Source organism: Streptomyces sp. NPDC041205 (assembly GCF_055591765.1).
Genome location: NZ_JBVIZH010000002.1, coordinates 1,533,492 through 1,557,685, shown reverse-complemented (window position 1 = coordinate 1,557,685; position 24,194 = coordinate 1,533,492). Strand labels below are relative to the sequence as shown.

The following is a 24,194-nucleotide window of genomic DNA, read 5'->3' as shown; positions in this document are numbered from 1 at the left end:
GCGCCTCGTCCTCAAACGCCGGAGGGGCTGAGACTTCGCCGCGGTGGGCTGAAGAGTTGCCGACAAACGCAGCCGTCCGTCGGGCTGGGGAGAGGTGCCCGACGGACGGTGGTTGCTGTGAGGGCTGTTAGTTCTGGTCTTCGCCCTCGATGCCCAGTTCTGGGAGCAGGCCGGGGAGCAGGGGTGGGAGTGTCACTTCCGGCTGTCCGGGCTTGGGGTGCCTGGTGGTGGGGTCCTTCTTTTCCTCGTGGGTGTCGGAGGGGGAGGAGGGGGCCTTCTCGGAGGGCGGGTCGAGGAGGCCGTCGGTGACGCCGGGGAGGAGGCCTTCTTGGCTTTCCTTGTGGCCGGGGGAGGACGGCTTCGGCTTGCGGGGGGACTGGTCGCGGCCGGATTCGCCGGAGTCCCGGGGCGCGGGGTTCTCGCGGTGGGTGCCGGTGGAGGAGCCCTGGCGGGGGCCCTGGTCCGGGGCGCCGCCCTTGTCGGGCTTGCTGCTGGGGAAGAGGGAGCGCAGCGGCTCGACTTCCTGCTCCATGGCGTCGAAGACGGAGCTGACCTGCTCGCCGACGTCGCCGAGCTGGACGGGGAGCCGCTCGCGCAGGGCGCTCCAACTGCCGCGGTGGGACTGGGAGAAGGCGGACAGGGCCTGGATGGGGCCGAGTGATCCGTCGCGTTCGTACGCTTCGAGGAGGAGGCGGTGGCCCTCGGAGGCGTCGTGGCGCATGCCGGAGAGGGCGCGGCGGACCTCGCCGACGGATTCGTGGTCGAGGTGGCCGGAGCGGGAGCGCTCCATCAGGCGGCGGGCCTCATTGAGCCGGGTCGAGGCCTGGTCGAGATAGATCTGGCCGCGGTCGGTGTCGCTGTCGGCCATGCCGAGCTTGAGGTCTTCCATGCCGCGCTTGAGGCCGTAGAGCGAGTCGCCCGGCAGGGCGTCTCCGCTCGCCGCGGCCACGCCGCCGAAGGCTCCGGCCGCGACGCCCACGGTGAGGCCGCCGGCGGCGATGCCTTTGGACAGGCGTGTGCGGGGCTTGAGTTTCCGCAGGGGGCTGGCCCGGTGGGCGCCCTTGGCGCCTTTTCGGGAGCGCTGCTCCGGTACGGAAGGGCCTGTGCCGTCGCCCGTCGCCGTGCCCTCCGCGAACATGGCTTCCATGGCGGCCACCAGCTGGGCCCGCTGGACCACTTTGACCTCGGGGTCCAGCTGGGGCGCGGGCAGCCGTGCGAGTCCGTCGGCGAGCGCGAGCATCTGGTCGCGCTCGGCCGCGCCGGGGGGCGCGGTGTCGGCTCGGGCGGCCACCGAGGTCGCGGCGGAATCTTCGGGCTGCTCGGCCGCCGGGTCCTGGTCGGACTGCTCCTCCAGGGCCTGGGCGAAGGCGTTCGCCCGCCGGTGTGCCGATACGTTCGCGATCACTGGCGGCACCTCCTCTCGTCATGACGGTCGACTCCCCAGGGGGTCCTGAGGGTTGCACGCCCTGAACACTTCCACACGTTCGAGTGAGCGCATGGCGCCTCCCTTCGCTCTCGGAGAGCTCGGGGAAGGTCAGGTCGCAACCACAGGGAGCCTGCATCCCGCACAACGAGCGTCGCGGCACTTGGGTTACGGACGAAAGATGATCGGACCGCGAAGGGCTCGGCAAAGTCCGTGACGGCCAGCAGGCCGTCACGGATGGTGAGTTGGGCGTCGCGCCCGGTGGCGGGACGCCGTGCGGGCGGCGCTAGCGGGCGTCGTCCGGGAGGAGTCGGGCGAGGGTGCGGACCGCTCGGTACTGGAGGGTCTTGATCGCGCCTTCGTTCTTGCCCATGACACGGGCGGTCTCGGCCACGGAGAGGCCTTGCAGGAAGCGCAGCGTCACGCACTCCTGCTGCTGGGGGTTGAGGCGGCGGACCGCGTCCAGGAGCGCGGCGTTCGAGAGGGACTCGAGGACGGAGTCCTCGGGGCTGCGCTCGACCTCGTTGGCGTCGAGCATCTCGCCGGTGGTGACCTCGAGGCGGAAGCGGCTCGACTTGAAGTGGTCGGCCACGAGGTTGCGGGCGATGGTGACGAGCCAGGCGCCGAAGTCGCGGCCCTGCCAGGTGAACGTACCGATCCTGCGCAGGGCGCGGAGGAACGTCTCGCTGGTGAGGTCCTCGGCGGTCGCCTTGCCGCCGACGCGGTAGTAGATGTAGCGGTAGACGGTGTCGCTGTACTGGTCGTAGAGGCGGCCGAAGGCGTCGGACTCGCCTGCTTGGGCGCGCTCGACGAGTTCCATCATGCGGGCGCTGTCACTGTCCGCCGCGGGGCGGCGGTGGGTGGTCGTGGCGGCGGCGGAGCGGGTCCGTCTGCTCACAGCCGCACCGCCGTCCGCCAGGGCGTAGCACGGCCCGGCGGGTGCCGGGACGGCGAAGGCGGGGACGGCGTACGCGGTGGGGACGAAGCCGCGCAGGCGGTCCACGACCGTCGCGCGCAGCGTAGCCAGGCCCGAGGCGTCAACCCCGACGTGTGGGTACACGGGACTCCCAGAGGCAGAGCTTCCATCACTTGCAGTACCGAACCGTTCACCCGTCGTAGCGACGTGCAAGGTCCGTTATGCGTCTGAGGAGAATAACGCTTCGTACAGGCAGCGCTACACCCAGTTGCTCAAATCATCGATTACGTCGCTTCTGTTACCGATCGGCGGTCGATCAAGCACCGGTTATTGAACGGTTGTTGATCGGATTAGCGCGCATTCGGGGTGGGCGCGGGGCGTGTTGTGGCCGAGTTGAACGAACGGGACTGGCGGGGGGCGTGGCGGGTAAGACAGAACGATTGCCGTCGTTTCCGCGCACGGCAGGCGGCGGAGGCCCGGATTCCGGGGCCTCCGCGCGAGATGGTCACCGTGAGTGGTCGCCCTGGGGGCGGCCTGCCGTCAGTGGCGGCGGCGGTGCAGGGCGATCGCGGCCGCAGTACCGCCCGCGAGGGCGCCGACGCCCGCGGCGGCCGGGATGCCGACCTTCGCGGCCTTGCGGCCCGTGCGGTAGTCCCGAAGCCGCCATTCGCGGGCGCGGGCGTGCTTGCGCAGCTTGGTGTCGGGGTTGATCGCGTACGGATGTCCGACGAGCGACAGCATCGGGATGTCGTTGTGGGAGTCGCTGTACGCGGCGCAGCGGGCCAGATCCAGGCCCTCGGCGGCGGCCAGGGCGCGGACGGCCTCGGCCTTCGCGGGGCCGTGCAGCGGCTCGCCGACGAGCTTGCCCGTGTACACGCCGTGCACGGACTCGGCGACGGTGCCGAGGGCGCCGGTCAGGCCGAGGCGGCGGGCGATGATCGTGGCCGTCTCCACCGGTGCGGCCGTGACCAGCCAGACCTTCTGTCCCGCGTCGAGGTGGGCCTGGGCCAGGGCGCGGGTGCCGGGCCAGATGCGCTCGGCCATGTACTCGTCGTAGATCTCCTCGCCGATGGACATCAGCTCGGCGACGCGGTGGCCCTTGACGATGGACAGGGCGCTGTCGCGGGCGTCCTGCATGTGCTCGGGGTCCTCGATGCCCGCCATCCTGAACCACGCCTGCTGCCAGGCGAACCGGGCGAGTTCGCGGCGCTGGAAGAACTTCCGCTTGTACAGTCCGCGGCCGAAGTGGAAGAGGGCGGCGCCCTGCATCACGGTGTTGTCGAGGTCGAAGAACGCGGCGGCCTTCTCGTCGCCGGCGACCGGGAACTCGGGGGCCTCGGGGGGGCCTGCCTCCTCGGGCGGGGCGTCTTCGGCCCGGTCGTCGAGCTCCTCCAGCTCTTGTGACGACTTGCGCGCTGCCTCCGCCGAGGCCTCGCCTGCCAGCACGCTGCGCGCGGTGGCGGAGCGCCTGCGGGGGTGGAGCCAACCCAGAGCGGCCATGCCGTCGAGCATAGCCACTCTGTTCGGTCCCCCTGTGAATGGAGGGATTCGAACCCGTCAACGATCCGTGTCGCGCTGGTCACACTGGGGTGCGGCGCGGGCCGGTGCCGGGCGGGCGGCGCCGCGTAGGAAGCTGGGGGTATGAGTCCTCTTTTCCGCCGTGGCGGCGGCGCAGCGAAGAAGGTGCCGGGTGACCGCCTGGTGACGTTGATCGGCAAGCCCGGGTGTCACTTGTGCGACGACGCGGAGGCCGTGGTGCAGAGGGTCTGCGGTGAGCTCGGGGTGGCCTGGGAGAAGAAGGACATCACCGTGGACGAGGCGCTGCACAAGGAGTACTGGGAGCAGATTCCGGTGGTGCTCGTGGACGGGGAGCAGCACACGTTCTGGCGGGTGGACGAGGGGCGGCTGCGGCGGGAGTTGCTGGGGTAGTGCGGGGTCGCCGGACCTGATGGCTGGTTATGACGTCCGGAGCTGTCCGGAAAGTCGTTTAGCATCGGGGGTCGGTTTTGAGGTCTCGGGGGCGAGGATCGTGAGGAGTGTGTGCGGTTTTGCCCCCGTCGGTTGAGTGTCGTTGCTGGCCGTGCGCCGGTTCCAGGAAAGCGCGCCGGGAGTGCGTGACCCCGGTCACGTTGGGCGGGCAAATCGGACACCATCTTTGTGCACGCGTTCACAAAGACATAGCCTGCTGTCGACGGGGCGGTCTTGGGACACAGCAACGGGTGCCAGCCCGCCTTCAGCCCCGCTCTACCCGCAGGAGCACCGTGGCAACTGGCCGAACTCACCGACCGGCGACCCGCAGCCGAGGGATTCCCGAGGCCACTGTCGCCAGGCTTCCGCTGTACCTGAGGGCTCTGACCGCGCTGTCGGAGCGCTCGGTGCCCACGGTCTCCTCCGAGGAGCTCGCGGCCGCCGCGGGGGTCAACTCCGCGAAGCTGCGCAAGGATTTCTCGTACCTCGGGTCCTATGGGACGCGGGGCGTCGGCTACGACGTCGAGTACCTCGTGTACCAGATCTCCCGTGAGCTGGGCCTGACCCAGGACTGGCCGGTTGTCATCGTCGGTATCGGTAACCTCGGCGCCGCGCTGGCCAATTACGGCGGGTTCGCCTCGCGCGGTTTCCGCGTGGCCGCTCTCATAGACGCCGATCCGGCGATGGCGGGCAAGCCCGTCGCCGGGATGCCGGTGCAGCACACGGACGACCTCGAGAAGATCATCAGCGACAACGGCGTCTCGATCGGCGTCATCGCGACCCCGGCGGGCGCCGCCCAGCAGGTCTGCGACCGGCTCGTGGCCGCGGGTGTCACGTCCATCCTGAACTTCGCGCCGACCGTCCTGACCGTCCCCGACGGCGTCGACGTGCGCAAGGTCGACCTCTCCATCGAGCTGCAGATCCTCGCCTTCCACGAGCAGCGCAAGGCCGGTGAGGAGTCCGCCGCGGACGCCGAGGCCGCGGCCGGGCCCGCCGTCACCAAGAACCAGCACCGCAAGGGACCCGACGGGGACGTTCCCGCCGTGATGCCGGCATGAGCCTCCTCGTCGTGGGCCTCAGTCACCGCAGCGCTCCGGTGAGCGTCCTCGAGCGGGCCGCGCTCACCGTCGACGCGCAGGCCAGGCTGCTGCACGACACGGTGGCCGCCGAGCCCGCGGCCGAGGCCGCCGTGCTCGCCACCTGCAACCGCATCGAGCTGTACGCGGACGTGGACAAGTTCCACGCGGGCGTCGCCGAGCTGTCGACGCTGCTCGCGCTGCACAGCGGCGTGAGCCTCGAGGAGCTCACTCCTTATCTGTACGTGCACTACGAGGACCGGGCCGTCCACCATCTGTTCTCGGTGGCGTGCGGGCTCGACTCCATGGTCGTCGGCGAGGGGCAGATCCTCGGCCAGATCAAGGACTCGCTCGCGCGGGCGCAGGAGCTGCACACCGCGGGCCGCCTCCTCAACGACCTCTTCCAGCAGGCCCTGCGCGTGGGCAAGCGGGCGCACTCGGAGACCGGCATCGACCGGGCCGGGCAGTCGCTCGTCACCTTCGGCCTGGAGCAGTTGGCCGGGCGCGAGCCCGTGCACGCCTGGGCCAAGGGCAGGCGCGCCCTGGTGATCGGCGCGGGCTCGATGTCCTCGCTGGCCGCGGCGACCCTCGCGCGCTCCGGCGTGGACGAGGTCGTCGTCGCCAACCGCACCCTGGACCGGGCCGAGCGCCTGGCCGAGATCCTCACCGAGGGCGGCACCGGAGTCGTCGCCCGTGCCGTGCCGATGGCCCAGGTGGCCGGGGAGCTGACACGTGCCGACGTGGCCGTGTCCTGCACCGGTGCGACGGGCCTCGTGCTGACCGCCGCGGACGTCGAGGCGGCGCTCGCGGGGCGCGTCGGTGACGTGCGTGACGGGTCGGCCGGTGACGTACGGGATGACGCGCGTGCCGGTCATGACGGGTCGGCCTGCGATGACGACGACTGTGTGATCGCGCCGCACTCCGCGGCCGAGCGGTCCGCCGAAGCCGCCGCCCCGGACACCGCCGCCTCCGCCCCGGACGCGGGCGGTCGCCCCGTCGGCGCGCAGGTCGGCGACGAGACCGCGTACGAGCAGCACGCCGCGCTGGTGGACAACAGCCCCGCCGTCGGCGGTGGTCCTGTGCGGGCGGGCCGGGTGGCCGCCGCCGTGGTGCCCGCGGCCCGCGCCGCCGCGCTGTACCTGCTCGACCTCGCCATGCCCCGCGACATCGACGCCGCCGCGCACCGCCTCACCGGCGTGCGCCTGGTCGACATCGAGTCCCTCGCGGACGCCTCCGCCGACGCGCCGATGGCCGCCGACGTGGACGCCGTGCGCACCATCGTGTCCGACGAGGTCGCCGCGTTCGGCGCCGCGCAGCGGGCCGCGCACATCACGCCGACCGTCGTCGCGCTGCGCACCATGGCCGCCGACGTCGTCAGCGGTGAGATCGCGCGGCTCGACGGCCGGCTGCCCGGCCTCGGCGACAAGGAGCGCGCGGAGATCACGCAGACCGTGCGCCGCGTCGTCGACAAGCTGCTGCACGCGCCGACGGTGCGGGTGAAGCAGCTCGCCAGCGAGCCCGGCGGCGCCGGATACGCCGACGCCCTGCGCACCCTCTTCGGCCTCGACCCCGAGACGGTGGCTGCCGTCTCCCGGGCCGATCTGCTGAGCAACGCGGGCGGCCAGCAGAACCAGCTCCACGAGAACGACGAACCCAAGCGAGGCCGCGCATGACCGAGAAGGCACTCAGACTCGGGACCAGGCGCAGCAAGCTGGCCATGGCCCAGTCCGGGCAGGTGGCGAGGAAGGTCACCGAGCTGACGGGGCGGCCCGTCGAGCTCGTCGAGATCACCACGTTCGGCGACACCTCCCGCGAGCACCTCGCCCAGATCGGCGGCACCGGTGTGTTCGTCACCGCGCTGCGCGACGCGCTGCTCGCCGGTGAGGTCGACTTCGCCGTGCACTCCCTGAAGGACCTGCCGACCGCGCAGCCCGACGAGCTGACGCTCGCCGCCGTGCCGGAGCGGGAGGACCCGCGGGACGTACTGATCGCGCGCGACGGCCTGACGTTCGCGGAGCTGCGGGACGGCGCGCGCGTCGGCACCGGCTCGCCGCGCCGCATGGCGCAGCTCAACGCCTACGCCCGCAACCACGGCATGTCCATAGAGGCCGTGCCGATCCGCGGGAACATCGACACCCGCATCGGATACGTACACGACGGGAAGCTGGACGCCGTCGTGCTCGCCGCCGCGGGGCTCAGCCGCGTCGGCCGGATCGACGAGGTGACCGACTTCCTGTCGGTCGACACCGTTCTGCCCGCCCCCGGCCAGGGGGCACTGGCGATCGAGTGCGCCGCGACCCACGCGTCACTCGCCGCCGCGCTCGCCGAGCTCGACGACCCGTACACCCGGGTCGCCGTGACCGCCGAGCGATCCCTGCTCGCCGCCCTGGAGGCCGGTTGCAGCGCACCTGTGGGTGCGTTGGCCGACCTTCCCCAAGCTCTCGACTTCGCTCGAGCAGGGGAGACCCCAATGGCCGACGGGCAGGTTGTCAAGGAAATGCGCCTGCGCGGCGTCGTCGGTGCCACCGACGGCTCGACGCTGGTGCAGCTGTCCACCACCGGTCCCGTGCCCGGGACACACGACCAGGCGCTGGCACTCGGGCGGGAACTCGCCGCCGAGATGCTCGCCAAGGGCGCGGCCGGTCTGATGGGGGAGCGAGCACTTTGAGCCCCACCTCGAACCTTCCCGGCCTTCCCGTACACGGGCACGTCACCTTTCTCGGTGCCGGACCCGGAGATCCGGGACTGCTGACTCTGCGCGCCGTCGAGGCGCTGGCCCGAGCGGATGTGCTGATCGCCGAGCCGGATGTTCTCGATGTCGTACGTGTGCATGCCCGAGGGGGTGTGGACACACCTCTCCCGCAGGCCGCTGACGGCACGTCAGCGGGCGGCGACGGGCCTTCGGCCTCAGCCGCGGCCAATCTTGTCATGGAGGGCGCGCGCGGCGGCAGGCGGGTCGTGCGCGCGGTGAGCGGTGATCCGGGCCTTGATGCGTACGCGGCCGGGGAGATGCTGGCCTGCGCCGCGGAGGGCATCCCCTTCGAGGTGGTGCCGGGCATCGCGGCCGCGGTCGGTGTGCCCGCGTACGCGGGGGTGCCGCTGCGGGACGCGCAGGGCACGGACGTCCGGTTCGTCGACGCGCGTACGGCCTCCGAGCGCTGCTGGGGCGAGGTCGGCGCGTCCGACGGGACCGTGGTCGTCTCCACGTCCCTGGACTCGGTCGCGGCCGCCGCCGGTGAGCTGGTGTCCGCCGGGCGCAAGCCCGACACCCCGATGACGGTGACCGTCGCCGGTACGACGACGCGCCAGCGCACCTGGACCGCGACGCTCGGCACCATCGCGCAGGTGCTCAAGCAGGCCAAGGTGCTGCCCTCGCCCGACGGCGGGCAGGCCGTCATAGCCGTGGTCGGTGAGCGCTCGGCCGCCGCGCAGCGCGACCAGCTGTCGTGGTTCGAGTCGAAGCCGCTCTTCGGGTGGCGGGTCCTCGTACCCCGCACGAAGGAGCAGGCGGCCTCGCTCTCCGACCAGCTCCGGTCCTACGGCGCGGTGCCGCACGAGGTGCCGACGATCGCCGTCGAGCCGCCGCGGACGCCGCAGCAGATGGAGCGCGCGGTCAAGGGGCTCGTCACCGGGCGCTATGAGTGGATCGCCTTCACCTCGGTGAACGCGGTCAAGGCCGTGCGGGAGAAGTTCGAGGAGTACGGGCTCGACGCCCGGGCCTTCGCGGGGATCAAGGTCGCCGCCGTGGGCGAGCAGACCGCCGCCGCGCTCGTCGCCTTCGGTGTGAAGCCGGATCTGGTGCCCAGCGGGGAGCAGTCCGCGGCCGGGCTCCTGGAGGACTGGCCTCCGTACGACCCCGTCTTCGACCCGATCGACCGGGTGTTCCTGCCGCGCGCCGACATCGCCACGGAGACGCTTGTCGCCGGGCTCATCGATCTCGGGTGGGAGGTCGACGACGTCACCGCCTACCGGACCGTGCGGGCGTCGCCGCCGCCGGCCGAGACGCGTGAGGCCATCAAGGGCGGTGGGTTCGACGCCGTTCTCTTCACCTCGTCGAGCACGGTGCGGAATCTGGTGGGCATCGCCGGTAAGCCGCACAACGTGACCGTGATCGCCTGTATCGGGCCCGCCACCGCCAAGACGGCGGAGGAGCACGGGCTTCGGGTGGACGTGATGGCTCCTGAGCCGTCCGTGCACAAGTTGGCTGCGGCGCTTGCCGAGTTCGGGGCGCGGCGGCGGGCTGCCGCGATTGAGGCCGGGGACGCCGTGACGCGGCCGAGTGAGCGGCGGCCGGGGGCGCGGCGGCGGAGGGCCGCTGCGCCGTAGGGTGCCCTCGCGGGGGCGCCCCGGCCCCGCCCCTTCCCGAAACCGGGGGCTGCCGCCCCCGGGGCCCCCGCCATCGGCCTGAACGGCCTCGTCCTCAAGCGCCGGACGGGCTGGTACCTCGCCGAGGCGGGCTGAAAAGCGCGCCCGAAGGGCGAAGCGCGCAGCGCGATTTACCGTGAGGTGGATTCTGCAATGAGTACGTACGGTTCGTTCCCCGGTTCGCGGCCCCGGCGGCTGCGTACCAATCCCGTCATGCGGCGCATGGTCGCCGAGGCGCGGTTGCATCCGGCCGATCTGGTGCTGCCCGCCTTCGTGCGGGAAGGGATCGGGGCGCCTGTCGCGATCGGGTCGATGCCGGGAGTCGTCCAGCACACCCGCGACACCCTGAAGAAGGCCGCCGTGGAGGCGGTCGAGGCGGGCGTCTCCGGGATCATGCTCTTCGGTGTGCCGGAGGAGTCGAAGAAGGACGCGCTCGGCACCGTCGGGACCGACCCGGACGGGATCCTGCAGGTCGCGCTGCGCGATGTGCGGGCCGAGGTCGGGGACGACCTGATGGTCATGTCCGACCTGTGCCTGGACGAGTTCACCGACCACGGCCACTGCGGTGTCCTGGACGAGCAGGGCCGGGTCGACAACGACGCGACCCTGGAGCGGTACGCCGAGATGGCGCAGGTCCAGGCCGACGCGGGCGCCCATGTGGTGGGCCCGAGCGGCATGATGGACGGCCAGATCGGCGTCGTCCGCGACGCGCTCGACCAGACCGGGCACGAGGACGTGGCGATCCTCGCCTACACGGCGAAGTACTCGTCGGCGTTCTTCGGGCCGTTCCGGGAGGCCGTGGGGTCGTCCCTCAAGGGCGACCGCAAGACCTACCAGCAGGACCCGGCCAACAGCCGTGAATCCCTGCGCGAACTGGCGCTCGACCTCGAAGAGGGCGCCGACATGGTGATGGTCAAGCCCGCGGGCCCCTACCTCGACATCCTGGCCAAGGTCGCCGAGGCGTCCGACGTGCCCGTGGCCGCGTACCAGATCAGCGGCGAGTACGCGATGATCGAGGCCGCCGCGGAGCGCGGGTGGATCGACCGCGACAAGGCGATCATGGAGTCCCTGATCGGCATCAAGCGGGCGGGGGCGCAGATGATCCTCACGTATTGGGCCACTGAGGTGGCGCGGCAGCTCTAGGCACGCCCGGCGGTTCGGACAGCGGTTGGAGTCTCTTGACTTCAACCGCTGTTGAGGTTCGAGAGTGGAGACATCGAATCGATCCCACATCCGGGAGGACCAGATGCACGCCGTTGTTCTTCATGAGTTCGGGCCCGCCGCGAACCTCTCGTACGAGAGCGTGCCCGACCCGGTGCCCGGGCCCGGGCAGGTGCGGGTGGTGGTGCGGGCCGCGGGCGTGCACTTCATCGAGACCGTGATGCGGGCGGGAGCCGCCAGTGATCTCGCGCCGCCGCTGCCGGAGTTGCCGGCGATCTTCGGCGGGGAGGTCGCCGGGGTGGTCGAGTCGGTGGGGCCCGGCGTCGGGCAGGAGTGGCTGGGGCGGAGCGTGGTGACGGCGCGGGGCGGCCCTGGCGGGTACGCGGAGCTGGCCGTCGCCGAGGTGGGGGAGCTGCACGCGGTGCCCGAGGGGCTCGGGTTCGAGGCCGCCGTGGCGATGGTGGTCACGGGGGCCACCACCATGGGGCTGCTCGATGTCGCCGGACTGCGCCCCGATGACGTGGTGTTGGTGACGTCCGCCGCCGGGGGCGTGGGTCGGCTCGTGGTGCAGTACGCACACGAGATGGGGGCCACGGTCGTGGGTGCGGCGGGTGGGCCCGGCAAGGTCGCCGCCGTGCGCAAGCTCGGGGGCGGGGGCGGTGCCGAGGTGATCGGTGTCGACTACGACGAGGACGGGTGGGGCGACGAGGTGCGCGCGCGGATCGGCGGGCGGCGCGTCACCGTCGTCCTCGACGGGGTGGGCGGGGAGAAGGCCGCCGCCGCGTTCGAACTGCTCGCCGACGGCGGGCGGTTCGTGTCCATCGGGTCCGCGTCGCAGGTGGAGTTCGTGCCGGGCGACGCGGTGCTCGCCGAGCGCGGCATCACGTACCGGAACGCCCTGTTGGAGCTCCTTGCGAGCCCCGAGGAGCGGCCCGACCAGGAGCGGCGCGCCCTCGCCGCGGCCGCCGCGGGGCGGCTCACCCCCGCCGTCCAGTCGTTCCCGCTGGCCCACGCCGCCGAGGTGCACGCGGCGCTGGAGCGGCGGGAGACGACCGGCAAGGTGGTCCTTGTCCCGTGATGCCGTGACGGCTCGGGCCTTCCTGCCCTACGGGGTCCTGACCGGCGCGGGAGCCTCGACCGGCTCGGGGGTCCTGAGCAGGTCGACGATCCTGGACAGGCCGTCGGCGCCGTGCCCCTGCGCGACCGCGCGCTCCAGGAGCGGCCGCAGCGGCGTGAACACCGGGTCGCTGACGCCGAGTTCGGCGAACGTGTCGGTGAAGTTGGGCAGCACCGCCAGGTTCATCTCCAGGTTGGACACGTCCGTGAGGTGCTGCCCGGACTCGATGGCCTCGGCCGTGCCGTGCGCGACCCCCTGGGTCATCGCGACGACCCAGTCCGCGAGGAGCGGCGCGAAGTCCTTCGCGGGCACGCCCGCGCTGCCGGTCAGCGCGTAGGCCTGGGCGACGCCGAGGGCCATGCCGTACATGCCGGTCAGCAGGGCCAGGTCCCACAGGGCGGCGAGGCCAGCGTCGGCGCCGACCCACTTGGTGTCGGCCAGCGCGGCGAGCGTGTCGCGGTGCCGCGCGTACGCCTCCTCGTCGCCGCTGTAGAGGACGTACGCGCCCGGGCCCGCGATCATCTGCGGTACGGCCATGATGCCGCCGTCGACGTAGGCGATCCCGTGTTCCCGCGCCCAGGCCGCCAACTCCCGTGCCTGGGACGGCGTTCCGTTGGTGAGGTTCACCAGGGTGCGGCCGCGCAGTTCCGCGGTGAGCGGCGCGAACAGCTCGCGCACGTTGTCGTTCGTCGTCAGGCAGGCGATCACGAGGGGGCTCGCGGTGACCCCGGCCGCGGGGGTGTCGGCCGGGGTCGCGCCCTGTGCGACGAGCGGTCCTGTCTTCGCCGCCGTGCGGTTCCAGACCGTCGTGGGGTGGCCCGCCTTCAGCAGGGCCGAGGCCAGGGCGGAGCCCATCAGGCCGAGGCCGAGGACGGAGACGGGGTGGTTGCTCGGGGTGTGGTCGGTGGCGGGCACGGGGCTCCTTCGAGGGTGGTGCGGAGAGGGCGCTGAGCGCGCCGGTCCCGCTGTTCTCGCTGAGGTGTTCCGGGGAACACCTCGATCCTCGCCGCGCCCGCACTCACCGACAAGTACCGACTATTTTGTGAGGTACTCACCAAAAGGTAAGTGAGTGGCGGCCGTTCGACGGCCGGGGGCTACCAGGCCAGCGCGGCGGCCGCCGTGGACTGCCAGTACGTGACGAACGCCGAGCTGTCCACGTACACGCCCCCGGCGGGCAGCTTCGGCTTGGCCATGCTGCCGGCGCCGCCGTTCATCGCGCGGTTGGAGAAGAGCACCCCGAGCTTCTTGGTCTTGAAGCCGTCGGTGCCCTCGGGGGACTCCGTGCGGATGCCCGCGTACGCCGACTTGCCCGGCTTCAGGGTGATCACGGACTGCGGCACGCTGTCGCGCAGGACGGCGGTCGCGGCGTGCGACTGGCCGAAGCGCAGGAACGGGGCGTGGTACGCGTAACAGGTCTTGGTGCCGGTGTTCTTGGCCCGCAGGAGCAGGTGGTTCACGGGGCGGTCGACCTTCTTCACCGTCACCTTGGTGTTCGCGGCCGTGCAGGTGACCGGGGCCGCCTCGACGCCGGTGCCGCTCGCGGCCGCGCTGCCCGCGAAGGCCGGGACGGAGAGGGCCGCGGTCAGGGCGAGGGCGGTGGTGACGGTGCGGGTGCGGAGAGTGGTGCGCATGGGGTGCCTTCTTCTCTTGGTTCGGGTGTGAGTGTGTGGGGTCGGTCGGAACTCGGGGCGGTGGTACGTCAGGACGGCGGTACGTCAGGACGTGAGCGCGTCCGCCGAGTCGCTCACCCAGTACGTGACGCGCAGCTTGTCGTCGATGTGCACGCCCCGGGCCTGGAGCGCCGCGTCGGTGAACTTGTCGCTGCCCTGGAAGCCGATCTGGAGGCTCTGCGCGGTGCGGCCCTCGCCGCCGCTGCCGTCGCCCGCCGAGAGGATCGCGGCCGCGTAGCCCTTGGCGCCCGGCTTGAGCGAGGTGACCGCCTGCGGCTTGCTGTCCTCGATGACCGGCGGCACCGACTGGGCGCCGTCGAACTTGAGGATCGGATAGCCGTTCAGGTCGCACATCTTGGAGCCGGTGTTGGTGATCGTGATCAGCATGTAGTTGAGGGGGCGCGACACCGGGGTGGCGGCGGCCGAGGTGTTGTCGGCGGTGCACGGGACGCGGTTCGCGGGGTCGTCCGGGTCGGAACCCGCGCCGCCGCCCGTGTTCTCGCCGGCGCCGGACGAGCCGGAGCCCTCGCTGCCGGAACTGCCGGAGCCGCCGCCGGAATCGGTGCCGCCGAGCGCCTCCCCCGACTCGCTCTTCCCCTTGCCCGCGGAGGAATCCTTGGCGGTGGACGAGGAGTTCGCGGCGCCTTCGTCCCGCGTTCCGGACGTGTCGTCGTTGCCGCAGGCGGTGAGCGAGAGCGCGGCGATGGCGAGCGTCGCGGCGGCGAACAGGCGGGTACGGGAGCGGCGGGCCGAGGCAGGCATGGGTGATCTCTTCCTTCGGAATGTGACGGGAGCGACGTGCGCCGCTCCGAGGACTTGGCGGGAGCGGCGTGCTTGGATGACCCAAGCTTGTGTGGCGTGTTGTCCCGGTGGCCAGAGCGGCTGGACAACGAGGGACGCTGGAACGCTCGCACCGGCTCTGACCTGCGGGAACAGGGGTTCCTTGGAACGGTCGGCTGGAATGGCGGACAGGGGTGGAGGAAGCGTGGGGTCGGGTGATCTCGCGGCGCTGCTGCGGGAATTGAAGGACCGGTCGGGGCTCAGCTACGGAGTCCTCGCCAAGCGGCTGCATGTGAGTACGTCGACACTGCACCGGTACGTGAACGGCACCGTCGTGCCGACGGAGTTCGCGCCGGTCGAGCGCCTCGGCAGACTCTGCAAGGCCAGCCCCGACGAGCTGGTGGAGCTGCATCGGCGGTGGATCGTGGCGGATGTGTCGCGGGGGCGGAAGGCTGAGGCCACTGAGGCCACTGAGGCCACTGAGGCCACTGAGGCCGACGAGGCCGACGAGGCACGTGAGCCCGTTGCGGCCGACGAGCCCGTCGAGCCCACCGCACCCACCGAAGCCGTCGCCGCGTTCCGGCCCGACCCGCCCGGCCCCGACCCCCACCCCGAACCCGAACCCGAACTCTCCCCCGTCTCCCGCACCCCCGCCCCTGCCCCCGGCACCCCCGCCACCCGGGCACGCCGAGGCGGCCGCCTGTCCCGCCTGCGCCGACGCCAGCTCGCCGTCGTCGGTGCCGTCGGCGTCGTCCTCGCCCTCGGCGGCACCGCGCTCGCGCTGCAGAACGCGTCCGGCGGCTCGGACGACGGGCACGACAAGGCGGTCGACCGGGCCCTGCCCACGGCGGACGAGGCTCCGTCCGGGACGGGGCGGAACCCGGACAAGAAGCCGTCCGCCACACCGTCCGCCAAGGAGGACCCGGACGACAAGGGCAAGAAGGGCGACAAGGACAAGGCGAAAGGGAAGGGCGAGGGGAGCCAAGGGAAGGACGACCGGGACAAGGGCGGCCCGTCCTCGGGCGGTGGCCGACCCGGCACCGGCTCGTCCGGCGCCGCGAAGGGCACCCCCGTCACCGCCCGCGTACGCCCCTTCCCCTACTACCCGAACCCGTGCGCCCAGAACTTCCTCATCGACCGGGAGCCGGGCGAGGTGCTCCAGCCGCCCTCCGAGCGGGAGGCGCCGACCTGGGTGCGGGCCATGGGCGGGGTCCAGGCCGCCGGCGGGTTCGTCGAGGTCACCCTCCAGGGCACCGGCGAGGACACCGTCGTACTGGAACGCCTCGACGTCGACGTGCGGCGCAAGAGCGCGCCGCTCAAGTGGAACAGCTACCAGTCGGGCAACGGCTGCGGCGGCCCCGTGGGCACGAAGTCCTTCGGCGTCGACCTCGACGCGGCCCAGCCCACGGCCGTCCCCAAGGCCGGGCAGCGGAACTTCCCGTACAAGGTGAGCGAGTCCGACCCCGAGGTCTTCTACGTCGAGGTCGACACCAAGAACTACGACGCGCTGTGGTCCCTGAACCTGCAGTGGTCGAGCGGCGGGCGCAGCGGGGTCCTACGGATCGACGACGCGGGCAAGCCGTTCCGCACCAGCTCGGACCGGGGGCGCCCGGAGTACAAGTGGCCGAACGGCGCCACGAAGTGGAGCAGGGAGGAGCCGCAGACGTCCGACCAGGGCTGAGCGGGCTCCGCCCGGGGCCCGTCGGAGGCCCCGGGCCCGGGGAGGCCGGGGCCGCGGTGGAGCACCGCCGTCCGCATTCCGAAAAGGGTGTCGCGGGCGGCGCTCCCATGTCTACCCTGCCGTGACCCACGTACCGGGAGGGACCCACGATGACCGTCACCAGCCGTGCCACCGCCGCCCCCACGCCGCCGCTCGCCGCGCGTGCCGCCGCGATCGGGGGCTCGCCGGTACGGGACATCCTCGCGGTCACCGCCCGGCCCGAGGTCATCAACTTCGCGGGCGGCCTGCCCGCGCCCGAACTCTTCGACGCGAAGGGCGTCGCCGCCGCGTACCAGGCCGTCCTCGCGGACGCGCCCGGCCGTGCCCTGCAGTACTCGACGACCGAGGGCGAGCCCGCGCTGCGCGGGGCCGTCGCCGAGCGGTACACCGCCCGGGGCCTCGCCACCGGCGCCGACGACATCCTCGTCACCACCGGATCGCAGCAGGCCCTCTCACTGCTCGCCACCGCCCTCGTCGAACCCGGCGACACCGTCCTCGTCGAGAACCCCTGCTACCTGGCCGCCCTCCAGGTCTTCGCCTTCGCCGGGGCGCACGTCGTGCCCGTGCCCGGGGACGCTGACGGCGTCGACCCGGACGCCCTCGACGCGCTCGTCGCCCAGCACCGGGCCAAGCTGCTCTACACCGTGCCGACCTTCCAGAACCCGACCGGGCGGACCATGCCTCTCGGGCGGCGGGCCGCCGTCGCCGAGGTCGCCGCCCGGCGCGGCCTGTGGATCGTCGAGGACGACCCTTACGGGGAGCTGCGGTTCGAGGGGGAGCGGGTGCCGTGGATCGCCTCCCGGGCGGGCGGTGAGGACCGGACCGTGGTCCTCGGGAGCTTCTCCAAGGTCATGGCGCCGGGGCTGCGGCTCGGGTGGCTGCGGGCGCCGGCCGCGCTGCGGCGGGCCTGCGCCATCGCCAAGCAGGCCGCCGATCTGCACACGCCCACCGTCAACCAGCTTGCCGCCGCTTGGTACTTGGAGCGGTACGACCTGGACGCGCGTGTGGGGCGGGTGGCGGGGGCGTATCGGGAGCGGCGGGACGCGATGCTCGCGGGGCTCGGGGACGCGTTGCCCTCCGGGGCGGAGTGGAATCGGCCCGAGGGCGGGATGTTTCTTTGGGTGCGGCTGCCCGAGGGGTACGACGCGACGGAGCGGTTGCCGGGGGTTGTCGGGCACAACGTGGCGTACGTGCCGGGGGCGCCGTTCTATGGCGGGGCGCCGGACGCCCGGACCCTGCGGCTGTGCTTCGTGACCCAGACGCCCGAGGAGATCGCCGAAGGCCTGCGGCGCCTTCGGCGGGGGCTGTCGTGACAACCCCCGCCGAGGTGGTTACAGGCGTTCCGGGGTGCGGATGCCCAGGAGCGTCATGCCCTGGTGGAGGGTGCGGGCCGTGAGGTCGCAGAGGAACAGGCGGTTCTCGACCTGGGCCGGGGTGTCCGCCTTGAGGACCGGGCACTGGTCGTAGAACGTCGTGTACAGCGACGCCAGTTGGTACAGGTACGCGGCGAGCTTGTGCGGGGCGTACTCCGCCGTGGCGTCCGCGAGGACCTCGCCGAACGCGTCCAGGTGCAGGCCGAGCGCCCGCTCCGCCGGGGCGAGTTCGACCTCGGCGTGGGCGACGGGGCCCGCGCCCTCGGCCCTGCGGAGGATCGACTTGATGCGGGCGTAGGCGTACTGGAGGTAGACCGACGTGTCGCCGTTGAGGGAGACCATCTGGTCCAGGTCGAACTTGTAGTCGCGGTTCGCCGAGGTGGAGAGGTCCGCGTACTTCACGGCGCCGATGCCGACGTACCGGCCGTTCTCGATGATCTCCTGCTCGGTCAGGCCGACCTTCTCGGCCTTCTCGCGCACGACCGCCGTGGCCCGCTCGACGGCCTCGTCGAGGAGGTCCTCCAGGCGCACCGTCTTGCCCTCACGCGTCTTGAACGGCTTGCCGTCCGCGCCGAGCACCGTGCCGTAGCCCATGTTGTGCGCGGTGACGTCGTCGTTCAGCCAGCCCATCCGGCGGGCCGCCTCGAAGACCATGCGGAAGTGCAGCGACTGGCGTACGTCCACGACGTACAGGAGCGACGTGGCGTGCAGCCCGACGACGCGGTCGCGGATCGCGGAGAGGTCGGAGGCCGCGTACCCGAAGCCGCCGTCGGCCTTCTGCACGATCAGCGGCACCGGCCGGTCGTCCTTGCCGCGGATCTCGTCGAAGAAGACGACGAGCGCGCCGTCGGAGCGGACGGCGACACCGGACTCCTCGAGGAGGCGGGCCGTCTCCGGCATCATGTCGTTGTACGCGGACTCGCCGACGATCTCCTCGTCGCGGACCTCCATGTCCAGCTTCTCGAAGACCGAGTAGAAGTAGACCTTCGACTCGTCCACGAACCGCTGCCACAGGTCGAGGGTCTCCTTGTCACCGGACTGCAGGGCGACGACCCGCTTGCGGGCCCGCTCCTTGAACGCCTCGTCGGCGTCGAAGACCGCGCGCGAGGCCTTGTAGACCCGGTTCAGGTTCGACATGGCCTGGTCGCCGTCGGTGTCGGCCGCGGGGGCCAGCTCGCCGGGGTGCTCGATCAGGTACTGGATGAGCATGCCGAACTGGGTGCCCCAGTCGCCGATGTGGTGGCGGCCGATCGTCTTCTCGCCGGTGAAGTCCAGCATCTGCCGCAGGGCGTCGCCGATCACCGCGGAGCGCAGGTGGCCGACGTGCATCTCCTTGGCCACGTTCGGCTGGGCGTAGTCGATGATCGTCGTGCCCGGCTCGTCCTTGAGCGGCACGCCGAGGCGGTCGCCGTCGGCGGCGCGGGCGGCGAGGGTCTCGGTGATCGCCCGGTCGGTGACCGTGACGTTCAGGAAGCCGGGGCCCGACACCTCGACGTCGGCCAGCAGGTCACCGTTGGTGATCTTCTCGACGACCTGCGTGGCAAGCTCCCGCGGGTTGGCCTTCGCCTTCTTCGCGAGCGCGAGGATGCCGTTGGCCTGGAAGTCCGCTCGGTCGCTGCGTCGCAGCAGCGGGTCCGCGGGGGCGGCCTCCGGCAGGGCTGCCGAGAGGGCGTCCGCGAGACGCTGGTGGACGGATGCGGCGAGGGACGTGACCGGGGCCATGAGCTTCCGTTCTGGTAATTGGCGTGCATCAGGGTGAGCGTCAAGTGTCCCATGGGGAGGGACGCCGGTTCGCCTCCATACTGCGTCTTCCCGGGGGATGACCCCCGGACCCCCAGCCGGAAAAGCAGGTCGGTCAGCCGCGCTGGGCGCAACCCCGGACCGAGTCCTTCCGTCTGGGACAATGGCTTACGCCAGATTCCCTGAATCCCGAGGAACAAGAGGACGTGCCGACCGTGGCTCAGAGCACCGATACCACCGACTGGGTCTCCCGCTACGCGGACGAGGTCATCGCCGAGTCGGAGCGTCGTGCCCCGGGCAAACCCGTTACGGTCGCCTCGGGTCTGTCCCCCTCCGGCCCCATCCACCTGGGCAATCTGCGCGAGGTCATGACCCCGCACCTGGTCGCCGACGAGATCCGCCGCCGCGGCCACCAGGTCCGCCACCTGATCTCCTGGGACGACTACGACCGGTACCGCAAGGTCCCGGCCGGCGTCCCCGGCGTCGACGAGTCCTGGGCCGAGCACATCGGCAGGCCCCTGACGTCGGTGCCCGCGCCCGCGGGGTCGGCGTACCCGAACTGGGCCGAGCACTTCAAGGCCGCGATGGCGGCGTCCCTGGCCGACCTCGGCGTCGAGTTCGACGGGATCAGCCAGACCGAGCAGTACACCTCGGGGGCGTACCGCGAGCAGATCCTGCACGCGATGCGGCACCGCGCCGACATCGACGCGATCCTCGACCAGTACCGCACCAAGAAGGACCCGGCCAAGGGCAAGAAGCAGCAGAAGCCCGCCGACGAGGCCGAGCTGGAGGCCGCGGAGGGCTCCGGCGCGGCCGGCGAGGACGACGGCAGCGGCGGCTCCAGCGGGTACTTCCCGTACAAGCCCTACTGCGGCCAGTGCGGCAAGGACCTGACCACCGTCACCTCCTACGACGACGACTCCACGGAGCTGACCTACGTCTGCACGGCGTGCGGCTTCGAGGAGACCGTGCGCCTGAGCGAGTTCAACCGCGGCAAGCTGGTCTGGAAGGTCGACTGGCCGATGCGCTGGGCCTACGAGGGCGTGATCTTCGAGCCGTCCGGCGTGGACCACTCCTCGCCCGGCTCGTCGTTCGTCGTCGGCGGGCAGATCGTGCGGCAGATCTTCGACGGGGTGCAGCCGATCGGCCCCATGTACGCCTTCGTGGGCATCAGCGGCATGGCCAAGATGTCGTCGTCCCGCGGCGGCGTGCCCACCCCGGCCGACGCCCTGAAGATCATGGAAGCGCCGCTGCTCCGCTGGCTGTACGCCCGCCGCAGGCCCAACCAGTCCTTCAAGATCGCCTTCGACCAGGAGATCCAGCGGCTCTACGACGAGTGGGACAAGCTCGCCGCGAAGGTCGCCGACGGCTCCGCGCTGCCCGCCGACGCCGCCGCGTACACGCGCGCCGTGGGCACCGCCGCCGGACCGCTGCCGACGACGGCGCACCCGCTGCCGTACCGCACGCTCGCCTCCGTCGCCGACATCACCGCCGGGGCCGAGGACCAGACGCTGCGCATCCTGTCCGAGCTGGACCCGGCCGACCCGCTGGCCTCCCTCGACGAGGCGCGGCCCCGGCTCGACAAGGCCGAGGCGTGGATCAACACGCAGGTCCCGGCCGACCAGCGCACGGTCGTGCGGGACGAGCCCGACAAGGAACTGCTCGGCTCCCTCGACGAGGAGGGCCGCGAGTCGCTGCGGCTGCTCCTGGACGGCCTGGACGAGCACTGGTCCCTGGACGGCCTGACCCACCTCGTCTACGGCGTCCCCAAGGTCCGCGCGGGCTTCGCCGCCGACGCCGGGCCCAAGGAGCTGCCGCCGGAGATCAAGGCGGCCCAGCGGACGTTCTTCGCGCTCCTGTACCACCTCCTGGTGAGCCGGGACACCGGGCCGCGCCTGCCCACGCTGCTGCTCGCGGTGGGGGCGGAGCGGGTGCGCAAGCTGCTCGGCGCCTAGGAGTACGCCTGGGGGCGCTCAGGCACAGAGCGAAGGGGGGCGGGTCCGTTTCGGGCCCGCCCCCTTCGCGCGCTGCCGCCCTGTGCATCCTTCGGACTACCCCGGATTCGGCCCCGGGCACGACGTCATGGCAGGTCGAGCCGGTGATCCTTGATTCATGAAGGAAATCATCAGCATCATCGGCTGGGTCGTCGGAGTGCAGGGCGGGCTCGGACTCGCGGGACGCCTCTTCGGGGAGAACCCCTGGGGCCTGATCCACAAGTGGTGGGACGTGCCCACCGCCGGGTACGCCGTGCTGCTCGCCGTCGGAGCCGCGCTGGCCTTCTACGCGGAACAGGGCAAGGCGCGGGCCCGGCGCTAGGGGCTGTCAGCGCGGCGCCGGTCGGCACGGCCGGTCAGCGGGACCGGTCGGCTAGGAGCGCCGCCCGCGCCGTACGACGAGGAAGGCGCCCGCGGCGGCCACGGCGACCGCGCCCGCCGTGACGGCGACGACGGTCGTCGTGTGCGACTCCTCGTCGGCCCGGGCCTCCTCGACGCACCGGGAGCCGTCGGCCGGCCCTCCCGCCTCGACGGTCACCTTTCCGGCCTTCGTGTCCTCGCCGGGGTGCACCGGTTCGGCGAAACGGACGGTGTAGGTGCCGGGTTCGGCGTCGCAGCGGACCTTGGCGTGGGCCTCCAGCGAGACCTTGCCCGTGGACTCCAGCTCCACCGTCCCCGTGAACGCCTCGGACCGCACGGTCGCGCCGTCGTCGAGTTCCGGGTTCACCGTCGACAACGTGACCCGGCCGCCGGGCGGTACCGAACCCGGCGCGATGGTCAGTTCGCCATTTCCGTCCGAATCCGCGACAGCGCCGGGAATGGCCGCCAGGGAAAGCGCGAGCGTGAAAGCTCCGACGGCGGCGGCGTATTTGCGTGTCATAGGATGCAGTCCTCGGGTTCGGACAACCGGAGTTGATTCCGGGTCGCAGGATCCGTTCGTCGCGATCCTACCCAGGGGGGTTTCCGCGCGGCCATTTGACCACGGCCGCGCGGTTATTCGGAACGTGCGCGAGTCCGTGCCGGGCGAGGTGTCCAAAATCCAGTAACAGAAGGTTTGTTGTGCGTATTTCTCGTCGGCTCCGTACGGTCGCCGTGGGGGTGGGTGGCGTATTGCTCGCCGCGCTGGCGACCACCGCATCCGCTGCGGAGAGCAAGGAACAATGGACAGTTGAGGCCGCGGAGGACTTCTGGACGTCCGCGCGCATGCAGTCGGCGACCCCGCCGCCGGCCGCCGAGGCCGGGACGCCGGGCGGCGCCGACACCGACGCCGTGAAGGAAGGCACCCGCGCCGACGGCCCCACCGAGGACGGCGCCCGTCCCGCGAAGCGCGGCGCCCGTGCCTTCGGCCCCGCGCGGTACGCGGCGAGTTCCGAGACGTACTACGAAGGCTCCAAGACCATAGGCGTGCTCTACTACGTCGACAACGGCATGGTCTCGCACCACTGCACGGCCAGTGTCGTGCACAGCCCCAAGGGCAATGTGATCCTCACCGCCGGGCACTGCGGAAACGGCAGCAAGTACGCCTTCGTGCCGCAGTACCGCACCGGCAAGCCCGCGTCCCAACAGCCCAACGGCATATGGGCGATCGACCGGGTCTTCAGGGACCCGCGGCACACCGACACCGGCCCCGGCTCGAACCTCGACTTCGCCTTCGCGACCGTCAAGCCCGACAAGCTCGGCCGTCAGGTCGAGCGGGTCACCGGCGCCAACACCCTCACGCGGACGCCCTCGTACAACGTGCGGGTCGACGTCATCGGCTATCCGCGGGTGAAGCACGACCCCAAGGACCAGGCGATCAAGTGCCGCACGAAGACCACGCGGCTGACCGGGTACAAGCAACTGCGCATGGAGTGCGGCGGTTTCCACGGCGGCACGTCCGGCAGCCCCTGGCTGCTGAACTACGACGAGAAGACCAAGACCGGCCAGGTCGTCGGCAACCTCGGCGGGGTGGGCGGCGGCGGAGCCACCTCCGACGTCTCGTACAGCCCGTACTACGACAACGAGGTGTTCAAGCTCTACAAGGACGCCGTCGACAACGTCGCCACGGTGAAGCGCCCGCCGCTGCCGTACACCCCAGGCACCGGCGAGACCTGGCAGCACGCCAAGCAGATGGCCTCCGGCGACTACACCGGCGACGGCAAGGCCGACCTGCTCGTCGTGTGGGCCGACGGCGAGGTCACCCTCTACTCCGGCAACGGCAAGGGCGGGTTCTCCGGCGAGCGGCGGCTCAAGGCCGCCAACAGCACCTGGAAGCACGCCACGACCATCACCGGCGGCGACTTCACCGGCACCAAACGCTCCGACCTCATGGTGCGCTGGTCCGACGGCGAGGTCACCCTCCATCCGGACGTGAGCCCCGCCGGATTCGGCCGGGAGGTCAAGCTCGCCGCCCCCAAGTCCGTCTGGAAGCACGCCGGCCAGATCACCGCGGGCCGCTTCACCGCCAACAAGCGGACCGACGACGTCGTCGTGCGCTGGAGCGACGGCGAGGTCACCCTCTACGGCGACGTCGGCGGCCGCGGCTTCAAGAAGGAGCACAAGCTCCAGAAGCCCAACGGCACCTGGAAGCACGCCACTCTGCTCACCAGCGGTGACTTCACCGGCAACAAGAACTGGGACGTCATCGTCCGCTGGACCGACGGCGAACGCACCCTCTACCAGGACGTGAGCGCCTCCGGCCTCGGCAAGGAGACGCGGATGCAGGCACCCAACGCCCTGTGGAAGCACGCCAAGGCGATGACCGCGGGCAACTACAACGCCAACGGACACCCCGACGACCTGATCGTGCGCTGGAGCGACGGAGAGGTCGCGCTCTACGCCGACACCGGCACCAAGCTCGGCGCCGAGCGCAACATCGTTCCGCCCAAGGCGACTTGAGGGGTTCTGGCTGT

The 24,194-nt window shown here is 71.6% G+C and carries 20 protein-coding genes; 12 read left to right on the top strand and 8 right to left on the bottom strand.

Going from position 1 to position 24,194, the window contains the following annotated elements; translation table 11 throughout:
- Positions 1 to 127: 127 nt before the first annotated feature.
- From ACZ6BG_RS14100 to ACZ6BG_RS14090, 3 genes are all read right to left on the bottom strand, one after another.
- Positions 128 to 1,405, bottom strand: coding sequence for a DUF5667 domain-containing protein (locus ACZ6BG_RS14100; protein ID WP_469000089.1), 1,278 nt, complete (start codon positions 1,403 to 1,405; stop codon positions 128 to 130).
- Between the two features lie 304 nt (positions 1,406 to 1,709).
- A complete protein-coding gene (locus ACZ6BG_RS14095) occupies positions 1,710 to 2,483 on the bottom strand; it encodes an ECF subfamily RNA polymerase sigma factor, BldN family (RefSeq protein ID WP_030361087.1) in 774 nt (257 codons plus the stop codon).
- 396 nt (positions 2,484 to 2,879) lie between these two features.
- Positions 2,880 to 3,839 (bottom strand): HAD family hydrolase, encoded by a 960-nt coding sequence (locus ACZ6BG_RS14090; RefSeq protein ID WP_469000086.1) that lies wholly within the window; start codon positions 3,837 to 3,839, stop codon positions 2,880 to 2,882.
- Positions 3,840 to 3,980: 141 nt separating this feature from the next.
- Here ACZ6BG_RS14090 and ACZ6BG_RS14085 point away from each other — a divergent pair, with 141 nt between their 5' ends.
- The 7 genes from ACZ6BG_RS14085 to ACZ6BG_RS14055 all read left to right on the top strand — a co-directional run bounded on the left by ACZ6BG_RS14085 (position 3,981) and on the right by ACZ6BG_RS14055 (position 11,987).
- Positions 3,981 to 4,268 carry a glutaredoxin family protein gene (locus tag ACZ6BG_RS14085; RefSeq protein WP_469000084.1) on the top strand — a complete coding sequence of 96 codons (288 nt, stop codon included), beginning with the start codon at positions 3,981 to 3,983 and terminating at the stop codon, positions 4,266 to 4,268.
- 332 nt (positions 4,269 to 4,600) lie between these two features.
- Positions 4,601 to 5,365, top strand: a complete 765-nt coding sequence (locus ACZ6BG_RS14080) for a redox-sensing transcriptional repressor Rex (RefSeq protein WP_468450296.1) — start codon at positions 4,601 to 4,603, stop codon at positions 5,363 to 5,365.
- Entirely contained in the window at positions 5,362 to 7,056 is a 1,695-nt protein-coding gene (locus ACZ6BG_RS14075) for a glutamyl-tRNA reductase (RefSeq protein WP_469000081.1), read from the top strand. The genes ACZ6BG_RS14080 and ACZ6BG_RS14075 overlap by 4 nt, the downstream gene beginning before the upstream one ends.
- Positions 7,053 to 8,051, top strand: coding sequence for a hydroxymethylbilane synthase (gene hemC, locus ACZ6BG_RS14070; protein ID WP_469000079.1), 999 nt, complete (start codon positions 7,053 to 7,055; stop codon positions 8,049 to 8,051). The genes ACZ6BG_RS14075 and hemC overlap by 4 nt, the downstream gene beginning before the upstream one ends.
- Positions 8,048 to 9,709 (top strand): bifunctional uroporphyrinogen-III C-methyltransferase/uroporphyrinogen-III synthase, encoded by a 1,662-nt coding sequence (locus ACZ6BG_RS14065; protein ID WP_469000076.1) that lies wholly within the window; start codon positions 8,048 to 8,050, stop codon positions 9,707 to 9,709. The genes hemC and ACZ6BG_RS14065 overlap by 4 nt, the downstream gene beginning before the upstream one ends.
- A 192-nt stretch (positions 9,710 to 9,901) precedes the next feature.
- The gene (gene hemB / locus ACZ6BG_RS14060) at positions 9,902 to 10,891 is read left to right on the top strand and encodes a porphobilinogen synthase (RefSeq protein ID WP_469000073.1); all 990 of its coding nucleotides are present in this window, start codon (positions 9,902 to 9,904) and stop codon (positions 10,889 to 10,891) included.
- Positions 10,892 to 10,994: 103 nt separating this feature from the next.
- The gene (locus ACZ6BG_RS14055; protein WP_469000071.1) at positions 10,995 to 11,987 is read left to right on the top strand and encodes a zinc-binding dehydrogenase; all 993 of its coding nucleotides are present in this window, start codon (positions 10,995 to 10,997) and stop codon (positions 11,985 to 11,987) included.
- A 27-nt stretch (positions 11,988 to 12,014) separates the two neighbouring features.
- On the opposite strand, the gene ACZ6BG_RS14050 is transcribed toward ACZ6BG_RS14055, so the two are convergent.
- The 3 genes from ACZ6BG_RS14050 to ACZ6BG_RS14040 form a co-directional block, all read right to left on the bottom strand.
- Positions 12,015 to 12,941, bottom strand: coding sequence for an NAD(P)-dependent oxidoreductase (locus ACZ6BG_RS14050; RefSeq protein ID WP_469000069.1), 927 nt, complete (start codon positions 12,939 to 12,941; stop codon positions 12,015 to 12,017).
- A 179-nt stretch (positions 12,942 to 13,120) separates the two neighbouring features.
- On the bottom strand, positions 13,121 to 13,657 hold the full coding sequence (locus ACZ6BG_RS14045; protein ID WP_469000066.1) for a DUF4232 domain-containing protein: 537 nt from the start codon (positions 13,655 to 13,657) through the stop codon (positions 13,121 to 13,123).
- Positions 13,658 to 13,741: 84 nt separating this feature from the next.
- The gene (locus ACZ6BG_RS14040; RefSeq protein ID WP_469000064.1) at positions 13,742 to 14,458 is read right to left on the bottom strand and encodes a DUF4232 domain-containing protein; all 717 of its coding nucleotides are present in this window, start codon (positions 14,456 to 14,458) and stop codon (positions 13,742 to 13,744) included.
- 223 nt (positions 14,459 to 14,681) lie between these two features.
- Between ACZ6BG_RS14040 and ACZ6BG_RS14035 the strand changes: the two genes are divergently transcribed.
- Positions 14,682 to 16,157 (top strand): helix-turn-helix domain-containing protein, encoded by a 1,476-nt coding sequence (locus tag ACZ6BG_RS14035; protein WP_469000063.1) that lies wholly within the window; start codon positions 14,682 to 14,684, stop codon positions 16,155 to 16,157.
- Between the two features lie 149 nt (positions 16,158 to 16,306).
- Positions 16,307 to 17,509: an aminotransferase-like domain-containing protein gene (locus ACZ6BG_RS14030; protein WP_469000062.1), complete on the top strand. Its 1,203-nt coding sequence runs from the start codon at positions 16,307 to 16,309 to the stop codon at positions 17,507 to 17,509.
- A gap of 18 nt (positions 17,510 to 17,527) precedes the next feature.
- Here ACZ6BG_RS14030 and argS read toward each other — a convergent pair whose 3' ends face one another.
- On the bottom strand, positions 17,528 to 19,291 hold the full coding sequence (argS, locus tag ACZ6BG_RS14025; RefSeq protein ID WP_469000061.1) for an arginine--tRNA ligase: 1,764 nt from the start codon (positions 19,289 to 19,291) through the stop codon (positions 17,528 to 17,530).
- A gap of 224 nt (positions 19,292 to 19,515) precedes the next feature.
- On the opposite strand from argS, the gene lysS reads away from it, so the two are divergent.
- Both lysS and ACZ6BG_RS14015 read left to right on the top strand, forming a co-directional pair.
- Entirely contained in the window at positions 19,516 to 21,264 is a 1,749-nt protein-coding gene (gene lysS, locus ACZ6BG_RS14020; protein ID WP_469000060.1) for a lysine--tRNA ligase, read from the top strand.
- Between the two features lie 157 nt (positions 21,265 to 21,421).
- Positions 21,422 to 21,625, top strand: a complete 204-nt coding sequence (locus ACZ6BG_RS14015) for a hypothetical protein (RefSeq protein WP_469000059.1) — start codon at positions 21,422 to 21,424, stop codon at positions 21,623 to 21,625.
- Between the two features lie 51 nt (positions 21,626 to 21,676).
- On the opposite strand, the gene ACZ6BG_RS14010 is transcribed toward ACZ6BG_RS14015, so the two are convergent.
- On the bottom strand, positions 21,677 to 22,183 hold the full coding sequence (locus ACZ6BG_RS14010) for a hypothetical protein (RefSeq protein WP_469000058.1): 507 nt from the start codon (positions 22,181 to 22,183) through the stop codon (positions 21,677 to 21,679).
- Positions 22,184 to 22,401: 218 nt separating this feature from the next.
- On the opposite strand from ACZ6BG_RS14010, the gene ACZ6BG_RS14005 reads away from it, so the two are divergent.
- A complete protein-coding gene (locus ACZ6BG_RS14005) occupies positions 22,402 to 24,180 on the top strand; it encodes a trypsin-like serine peptidase (RefSeq protein WP_469000057.1) in 1,779 nt (592 codons plus the stop codon).
- Positions 24,181 to 24,194: the final 14 nt, after the last annotated feature.

Coding starts and splice junctions, on each gene's coding strand:
- hemC (WP_469000079.1), top strand. CDS start 7,053: ATGACCGAGAAGGCACTCAGACTCGGGACCAGGCGCAGCAAGCTGGCC.
- ACZ6BG_RS14010 (WP_469000058.1), bottom strand. CDS start 22,183: ATGACACGCAAATACGCCGCCGCCGTCGGAGCTTTCACGCTCGCGCTT.
- ACZ6BG_RS14085 (WP_469000084.1), top strand. CDS start 3,981: ATGAGTCCTCTTTTCCGCCGTGGCGGCGGCGCAGCGAAGAAGGTGCCG.
- ACZ6BG_RS14075 (WP_469000081.1), top strand. CDS start 5,362: ATGAGCCTCCTCGTCGTGGGCCTCAGTCACCGCAGCGCTCCGGTGAGC.
- ACZ6BG_RS14055 (WP_469000071.1), top strand. CDS start 10,995: ATGCACGCCGTTGTTCTTCATGAGTTCGGGCCCGCCGCGAACCTCTCG.
- ACZ6BG_RS14040 (WP_469000064.1), bottom strand. CDS start 14,458: ATGCCTGCCTCGGCCCGCCGCTCCCGTACCCGCCTGTTCGCCGCCGCG.
- argS (WP_469000061.1), bottom strand. CDS start 19,291: ATGGCCCCGGTCACGTCCCTCGCCGCATCCGTCCACCAGCGTCTCGCG.
- ACZ6BG_RS14015 (WP_469000059.1), top strand. CDS start 21,422: ATGAAGGAAATCATCAGCATCATCGGCTGGGTCGTCGGAGTGCAGGGC.
- ACZ6BG_RS14045 (WP_469000066.1), bottom strand. CDS start 13,657: ATGCGCACCACTCTCCGCACCCGCACCGTCACCACCGCCCTCGCCCTG.
- ACZ6BG_RS14090 (WP_469000086.1), bottom strand. CDS start 3,839: ATGGCCGCTCTGGGTTGGCTCCACCCCCGCAGGCGCTCCGCCACCGCG.
- ACZ6BG_RS14030 (WP_469000062.1), top strand. CDS start 16,307: ATGACCGTCACCAGCCGTGCCACCGCCGCCCCCACGCCGCCGCTCGCC.
- hemB (WP_469000073.1), top strand. CDS start 9,902: ATGAGTACGTACGGTTCGTTCCCCGGTTCGCGGCCCCGGCGGCTGCGT.